A 7,270-nucleotide genomic window follows, 5' to 3' on the forward strand; every position below is an offset into this window, starting at 1 on the left:
CCCGGGCATACGAGCGGAAGAGGGGCGACGATGCAGCAGAAGCGCGCGCTGGGGATATGGGCCGCGCTGGCGCTCGTCGTCGGCAACATGATCGGCTCGGGCATCTATCTGCTGCCCGCCACGCTGGCGCCGCTGGGCGCCAATGCGCTGATCGGCTGGGGCGTGACGATCGCGGGGGCGATGTGCCTGGCGTTCGTCTTCGCACGGCTGGCCGCGACGATACCGGCGGCGGGCGGCCCCTATGCTTTCGCCACGGCGGCGTTCGGCCCGACAGCCGGCTTCGCCGTGGCGTGGAGCTATTGGGTGCTGGTGTGGGCGGGCAACGGCGCGGTGGCGGTGGCGGTGGTGAGCGCGCTGAGCGTGCCGTTCCCCGCGATCGGCAGCGGCCTGCCCGCGATGGCGCTGGCGCTGGCGCTGATCTGGGGGCTGGTGGCGGTGAACATCCGCGGCGTCGGCCTTGCGGGCCAGGTGCAGGTGGTGACGGCGGGGCTCAAGCTCGTGCCGCTGGCGGGCGTGATCCTGCTGGCGGCGTGGCTGCTGCTGGGCGACGGATCGGGCGCGCTGGCGACGAATGCCCCGGTGCCGATTGGCGCGAGCGCGGTGGCGGGGGCGGCGGCGCTTACCTTCTGGGGCTTCCTGGGTGTCGAATCGGCGACCGTGCCTGCCGACAAGGTGGAGAATGCCGCGCGCGTGGTGCCGCTGGTCACGCTGGCGGGAACCGCGCTCACCGGCCTCGTCTATTTCGCGGTGGCCGCCGCGATCGCGCTGATGATGCCGCGCGCGGAGGTCGCCGCCTCGCCCGCGCCGGTGGCGGCATTTCTCGCGCGCTCTTTCGGGCCCGGAACGGGCGATCTGGTGGCGCTGTTCGCCGCGATCAGCGCCTTCGGCGCGCTCAACGGCTTCATCCTGCTGCAGGGCGAAATGCCATGGGCGATGGCGCGCGGCGGCGTTTTTCCCGCCTGGTTCGGGAAGGAGACGCCGCAGGGCACGCCGGCGCGCGCGCATCTCGTCTCGGGCGTGCTCGTCACGCTGGTGATGGCGCTGAACTATGGCGGGGGGACCGGGGCGCTGTTCGAGGAGATCGCCTCGCTCAGCCTCGCCGCCGGGATGCTCGCCTATCTGGCGAGCGCGTTGGCCGCGCTCAAGCTGCTGCGCGGCGATATCCCAGCGCGGATCGCGGCAGTGATCGCCGCGGGCTTCGTCGCGTGGATGACATATGGGCTGGGGCTGAAAGCCGACCTGTGGGGGCTGGCGCTGCTCGCGCTTGGCCTGCCCGTCTATTGGTGGGTACGGCGCGGATAGGGATCGGACGGACCGAGCCGGCGCGCGGCGATCGCGAGGCCCGCGGCCGCCACGGCCGCAAGCGCCAGGCTAACCGATCCGATGCGCGGATAGAGCAATGCGCCCCCGATCGCGCCGGCAAGCAGCCCAAGCCACAGCCGCAGATAGGGCGCCCACCCGACCGGATCGTCGCCCAGCAGCGCCGCCGCGATCCGCTGACCGAGCTTCACGAGCGTTCCGGTCATATAGGTGACGCCAACCGACACCTCGCCGTCGCGCAGGAATACGTTGTTCGCCGCGCCCATCGCGACCGCCATCGGCAGCGCCGCCAAGCCGCCCGTCACGAACCGGTCGAGCACGGCCGCCACCGCTAGCAGCGCGGCGGTGAGCGACAGCACCGCCACCTTGCGCGCCGTGCCGGTCGCCGCCGCCACCAGTGCCCCGCCGATCACGCCGGCGAGGAATGCGGCGATCAACGCGGCGGCCATCGCCGTCACCGCCGAACCGGTCGCCAGATCCACCGCCATCCGCGTCGTGTTGCCGCTCATGAACGAGACGAACATGCCGCCCAGCTTCACGAAGCCGATCGCATCGACAAAACCGGCCAGTGCCGCGAGCGCGGCGGCGAGCGCCTGATGGCGGCGATCGTAGCGGTCCATTCTTCCCCCGGGCGCGAAAATATCGCCGTCAGATAGGCAGAAAACGCCCGAGAAGCGAACGATCGCGCAGTATCTCGTGCGCGGCATTGTGCCCCGGCGCACCCGTGACCCCGCCGCCCGGATGCGTGCCCGAGCCGCACATGTACAGCCCCTTCACCGGCGCGCGATAATCGCCGTGACCCAGCACCGGGCGGGCCGCCCAGAGCTGATCGAGGCTCATATGGCCGTGGAAGATATCACCGCCGATCAGCCCGAACTTTCGCTCGAGATCCAGCGGCGAATGGATCTGCCGCGCGATCACGCTCGCCTTGAAATTGGGGGCATGATCATTGACCGTATCGATGATGAGATCGGCGACTTCCTCGCGCACGTCATCCCACGAGCGTCCACCGGACAGCACCGGCGAGAATTGCTGGCAGAACAGGCTGGCGACATGCTGCCCCGGCGGGGCGAGCGTGCCGTCGACGGTGGACGGCAGCTTCATCTCCACGATCGGTTTCCTCGACCAGCCGAGCTGCTTCGCATCGTCGAACGCCTGATCCATATAGTCCATGCCGGGGGCGATGATGATGCCGGCGGTATGGTGTTCGGCCTTGTCCTTGCCGGGCAGCACGGTGAAATCGGGGAGTTCGGATAGCGCGACGTTCATGCGGAACGTGCCCGAGCCGAGCTTGTAATTGTCGATTCGCCGCAGGAAATCGGCGGGCAGATCGCTGCCGTCCACCATGCGGCGATAGAGCAGCGCCGGGCCGACATTGGCCGCGACGATCGGCGCGGCAATCTCTTCCCCGCTCTCCAGCCGCACGCCCGCCGCCTTGCCGCCATCGACCAGCACGCGATCGACCGGCGCCTCTAGCGTGATCTCGACGCCGGCATCCTCGCACGCGCGCGCCATCGCCTGCGTGATCGCGCCCATCCCGCCAACCGAATGGCCCCATGCGCCAAGCTTGCCGTTCACTTCGCCGAACACGTGATGGAGCAACACATAGGCCGAGCCGGGGGTGGAAACGCCGGCGTAATTGCCGACCACGGCATCGAAGGCGAAGGCTGTCTTGACGTGATCGTCCTCGAACCAGCCATCGAGGAAATCGCGTGCGGATTTGGTGAACACGTCGAGCAGGTCGCGCTGCGCCTCGATCCCCATTTTCGCCAGCGGCCAGCCCTGCGTCGCGCCGGACATCAGTGCGCGCAGGCCCCCGCCGACATTGGGCGGCACCTTCAGCGACAGATCGCGCAGCACCTGCGCCACCTTCTCCAGCGCGGCATCGTAATGCGGGTAGGTTTCGGCGTCCTTCCGGCTGAAGCGCGTGAACTCCGCCTGCGTGCGCAGCGTGCCGCCGCCGAGCTTCAGATAGGTATCCGCGAACGGGAAGAAATTGCTGATCGTCCGCTCGATGATGCGATAGCCGTAATCGTGCAGCTTCATGTCCGCGATCACCTTGGGGCGGAGCAGGCTGACGGTGTAGCTGGCAGTCGAATTGCGGAAACCGGGGTGGAATTCCTCGGTCACCGCCGCCCCGCCCACGATGTGTCGCCGTTCGAGCACGCGGACCTTCAGCCCGGCGCGGGCGAGATAGAAGGCGCAGACGAGGCCGTTATGCCCGCCGCCGATGATGATCGCGTCGTATTTCCTGGTCATGTCGATCCCCCTGATTCCTATGCGTCGATCGCGCGCGGCCGGCGCGACCAGCCCGGCGCGGGCGCGCGCTGGAGCCGTGCCTCGGGAATGCGCTGCCTGATCTTGGCCGCGAAGGAGCGCAGGCACACTTCGCTCGCGCCGATCGGGCCGGCGGTGTAGCTCTGCGATGCCATGCCCTGCTGCACGCGCTCGATCAGCCAGGTATCCTCGGCGTTCACCACGCGATTGATCCGCCAGTTCGCGTAGCGCGCCAGCTTCATCTCGCGGCGGTCATCGGGCAGCGCGAAGCACATCTCACGCAGCACGCAGGTGGTGGGCGAGAGCGGCAGCCACTGCATGAAATCGATCTGGTCGGCGTAGATGTCGAACGCCATGTTCGGCCACAGCTTGTAATACAGCCACAGCCGCTGGTTCTCTGCTGGCAGGTGATCCACTTGCGGCAGATGCTTCTGATAGAAGCGCTCCCACGGGTTGTCCGACGGGCGATCGACGAGTTGCCCGGACATTTTGTCCACCCAGCCGGCGGCCTCGATCGCGTAGCTCTTGCCGAACAGCCGCGTCAGCCCGTCATGCGCCACCGGGATGTGCAGATTGTCGGAATAATTGTCGCCGACGTTCTTCCAGTTCACGGCGCGCTCGCGCAGCCGCACGTCGCTGATCCGGCGCATCTCCTCGAAGCGATAGGGCGCGATCTGGTGATCGTAGGGCGCCATCATCTCCGCCACCGACGGCCCGCCATCGTCCTCCAGCCGCACGAAGACGAAGCCGCGCCAGATCGATGCCTCGACCGGGACGAGGCTATTCTCCTCCAGCCGGAGCGCGGGATAATCGCGCTTCATCGGCACGCCGGAGAGCCGCCCATCGAGCTCATAGGTCCACGCGTGATAGGGGCACACCAGCTTCTTCGCGCAGCCTGCGTCCCCCTCCACGATCCGCATCGCACGGTGGCGGCAGACATTGTGGAAGGCGCGAATCGTGCCGTCCTCCCCGCGCACCGCCATCACCTGTTCGCCGGCATAGGCGATCGTTCGCCAGTCGCCGGGAGCCGGGAGGTCACTTTCGTGGCAGACGATCTGCCACGACGGGCGGATCACGCGTGCGATTTCGACATCGAAGAATTCGGGATCCGTGTAGATCCAGCCGGGCAGCGAGAAATCCGCATCCGGATCGGCACGGGATTGGGCGAGGGTAGCCATCGGCGGCACTCCGGTTGCTTGCTATACGATCGTATAATAAGGTTGCAGAATGCGCAATACGCCCGCTTTCACCCGCACCGATGCCGACGAGCGCCGCAAGCTGCTGATCGAGGCGACCACGCGCGTGCTGGCGCGCGACGGGGCGAGCGGCGTATCGGTGCGCGCGATCGCGCTGGAGGCGGGGGTGTCGCCGGGGTTGGTGACGCACCATTTCGGCGGGGTCGATGCGCTGATCGCGGCGACCTATGCGCAGGTCGGCGGTGAGGTGACGGCGGCGCTCGATGCGGCGGTGCTGCGGGCGGGCGATGATCCGCGCGCGCGGCTTTCGGCCTATGTCGCCGCGAGCTTCGCCCCGCCAATTGCCGATCGCGCGCTGCTCGCCACCTGGGTGGCGTTCTGGAGCCTCGTCATCGCGCGCGACGATGTGGCGCGGCTGCATGACGAGCAATATGCGCATTTCCGCGCCGGGCTGGAACGGCTGCTTGCCGATTGTGGCATTGCGCCCGGCGCATGCCGGCGCGCCGCGATCGCGATCACCGCGCTGGTCGACGGCCTGTGGCTTGAACTGTGCCTGTCGCCCGGCGTGCTCGATGCGGCCGAGGCGGGGGCGATCGCGGAGGCGCAGATCGCCGCGCTGCTGCGCTAGGGGTGACAGCATCACCCGACCGGCTTACCTCCCGCGTCGATGACCATCGACCTCGATCGCCGCTCGCTTCTTCGCGGCAGCGCCGCGCTGGGCGTCGCGGCGGCTTTTCCTGCGTGGGCGCGGCCCGTTTCCGCCGGCATCGTGCGCCCGATGCCGGCGCTGTCGGGCGAGGATATTCACCTGCGGATCGCGCCCCGGATGCTGACGGTGGATGGCCGGATGACCCACGCGATCGGCATCAACGACACCGTCCCGGCGCCGCTGATCCGCCTGCGCGAGGGGCAGGAGGTGCGGCTGCATGTTGAGAATGCGCTCGATGAGGACAGCTCGATCCACTGGCACGGGCTGATCCTGCCAATGCAGATGGATGGCGTGCCGGGGGTGAGTTTTCCGGGCATCAGGGCGGGCGAGACATTCACCTATCGCTTCCCGATCGTCCAGTCCGGCACTTATTGGTATCACAGCCATTCCGGGCTTCAGGAGCAACTCGGCCATTACGGGCCGATCGTGATCGATCCGGCCGGCGCGGACCCGATCGTGTCGGATCGCGAGCATGTGATCGTGCTGTCCGATCGCAGCCCCCTGCATCCGCACGCGATCTTCCGCAGGCTCAAGCTGCAGGGCGGCTATTTCAACCGGCAGAAGCAGACGCTGCCGGGCCTGCTCGCGGGGCGGGACCAGCCCGAGCGCGGGCGGCTCGCGTGGGGCGCGATGCGGATGGACCCGACCGATATCGCGGACGTCACGGCGAGCACCTACACCTATCTCGTCAACGGCCATGGCCCGCAGGATAACTGGACGGCGCTGTTCGCGCCGGGTGAGCGCGTGCGCCTGCGCGTCATCAATGCCTCCGCCATGACCACCTTCAACCTGCGCATCCCCGGCCTGCCGCTCACTGTGGTGCAGGCTGACGGGCAGGATGTGCGGCCGGTGACGGTGGATGAACTGCAGGTCGCGGTCGCCGAAACCTATGACCTGATCGTCGCGCCGCATGAGGAGCGCGCCTATACGATCGTCGGCGAGAGCATCGACCGTTCCGGCATCGCGCGCGCGACGCTCGCCCCGCGCGCGGGGATGGTCGGGGCGGTGCCGCCGCTTCGCGCCCGCCCGCTAGCGACGATGCGCGACATGGGCATGGACATGGCTGGCATGGACATGACCGGAATCGATCATGGCGGCCACCAGATGAAGCACGCGATGCGCGATTTCGCCACCGCGCCGGAGGTGAGGAAGACGCCGGCCGTCCAGACGATTTCCCCCATGCCGGTCGATCGCACCGGTGAGCCGGGGCAGGGGCTGGCCGACGCGGGGCACCGCGTGCTCACCTATCGCGATCTCGTTGCTGCCCGGCGCAATCCCGATCTGCGCGCGCCGTCGCGCCAGATGCGCATCCACCTGACCGGAAATATGGAACGCTATATGTGGGCGTTCGACGGCGAGAAACTGAGCGCCGTCACCGCGCCGATCCCGTTTGCGCAGGGAGAGCGCGTGCGCGTGACGCTGGTCAACGATACGATGATGGGTCACCCGATACACCTGCACGGCCACTTCTTCGAACTCGTCACCGGCCATGGCGACCATGCGCCGCGCAAGCATACCGTGCAGGTACAGCCTGGCGGGACGGTGACGTTCGACGTGACGACCGACGCTGTCGGCGACTGGGCGTTCCACTGCCACCTGCTGTATCACATGCACGCGGGAATGATGCAGATCGTCTCGGTCCGCCTACGCGAGGGGGAGGCGACGTGAGGTGCGTGTTCCCGCTGGTGGCCCTGGCATGGAGTGGCGCGGCTTTCGGGCAGGGGGCCGCCCACGCCGGCCATGACGGCATGGTGATGCCCGCCCCGCC

Annotated in this window: 6 protein-coding genes; 3 read left to right on the forward strand and 3 right to left on the reverse strand. The window is 68.2% G+C overall.

The genetic code is table 11. From position 1 onward, the window contains the following. Window positions 1-30 precede the first annotated feature (30 nt). Window positions 31-1,302 (forward strand): amino acid permease, encoded by a 1,272-nt coding sequence (locus FFS35_RS19115; RefSeq protein ID WP_137788384.1) that lies wholly within the window; start codon window positions 31-33, stop codon window positions 1,300-1,302. On the opposite strand, the gene FFS35_RS19120 is transcribed toward FFS35_RS19115, so the two are convergent. From FFS35_RS19120 to FFS35_RS19130, 3 genes are read right to left on the reverse strand one after another with little or no spacing between them, the layout of a single operon-like run. After that, a complete protein-coding gene (locus FFS35_RS19120) occupies window positions 1,278-1,940 on the reverse strand; it encodes a DUF1275 family protein (protein ID WP_137788385.1) in 663 nt (220 codons plus the stop codon). The two genes, FFS35_RS19115 and FFS35_RS19120, sit on opposite strands and share 25 nt — an antisense overlap. 28 nt (window positions 1,941-1,968) lie before the next feature. Beyond that, window positions 1,969-3,579 carry an NAD(P)/FAD-dependent oxidoreductase gene (locus FFS35_RS19125; protein ID WP_137788386.1) on the reverse strand — a complete coding sequence of 537 codons (1,611 nt, stop codon included), beginning with the start codon at window positions 3,577-3,579 and terminating at the stop codon, window positions 1,969-1,971. 17 nt (window positions 3,580-3,596) lie between these two features. Continuing rightward, window positions 3,597-4,775 (reverse strand): aromatic ring-hydroxylating dioxygenase subunit alpha, encoded by a 1,179-nt coding sequence (locus tag FFS35_RS19130; RefSeq protein ID WP_137788387.1) that lies wholly within the window; start codon window positions 4,773-4,775, stop codon window positions 3,597-3,599. Window positions 4,776-4,824: 49 nt separating this feature from the next. Here FFS35_RS19130 and FFS35_RS19135 point away from each other — a divergent pair, with 49 nt between their 5' ends. Continuing rightward, window positions 4,825-5,421, forward strand: a complete 597-nt coding sequence (locus FFS35_RS19135; protein ID WP_137788388.1) for a TetR family transcriptional regulator C-terminal domain-containing protein — start codon at window positions 4,825-4,827, stop codon at window positions 5,419-5,421. A gap of 39 nt (window positions 5,422-5,460) precedes the next feature. After that, window positions 5,461-7,170 carry a copper resistance system multicopper oxidase gene (locus tag FFS35_RS19140; RefSeq protein ID WP_137788389.1) on the forward strand — a complete coding sequence of 570 codons (1,710 nt, stop codon included), beginning with the start codon at window positions 5,461-5,463 and terminating at the stop codon, window positions 7,168-7,170. The last annotated feature ends 100 nt before the right edge of the window (window positions 7,171-7,270 follow it).

Source organism: Sphingomonas sp. 3P27F8 (genome assembly GCF_005502745.1).
Lineage (GTDB): Bacteria > Pseudomonadota > Alphaproteobacteria > Sphingomonadales > Sphingomonadaceae > Sphingomonas.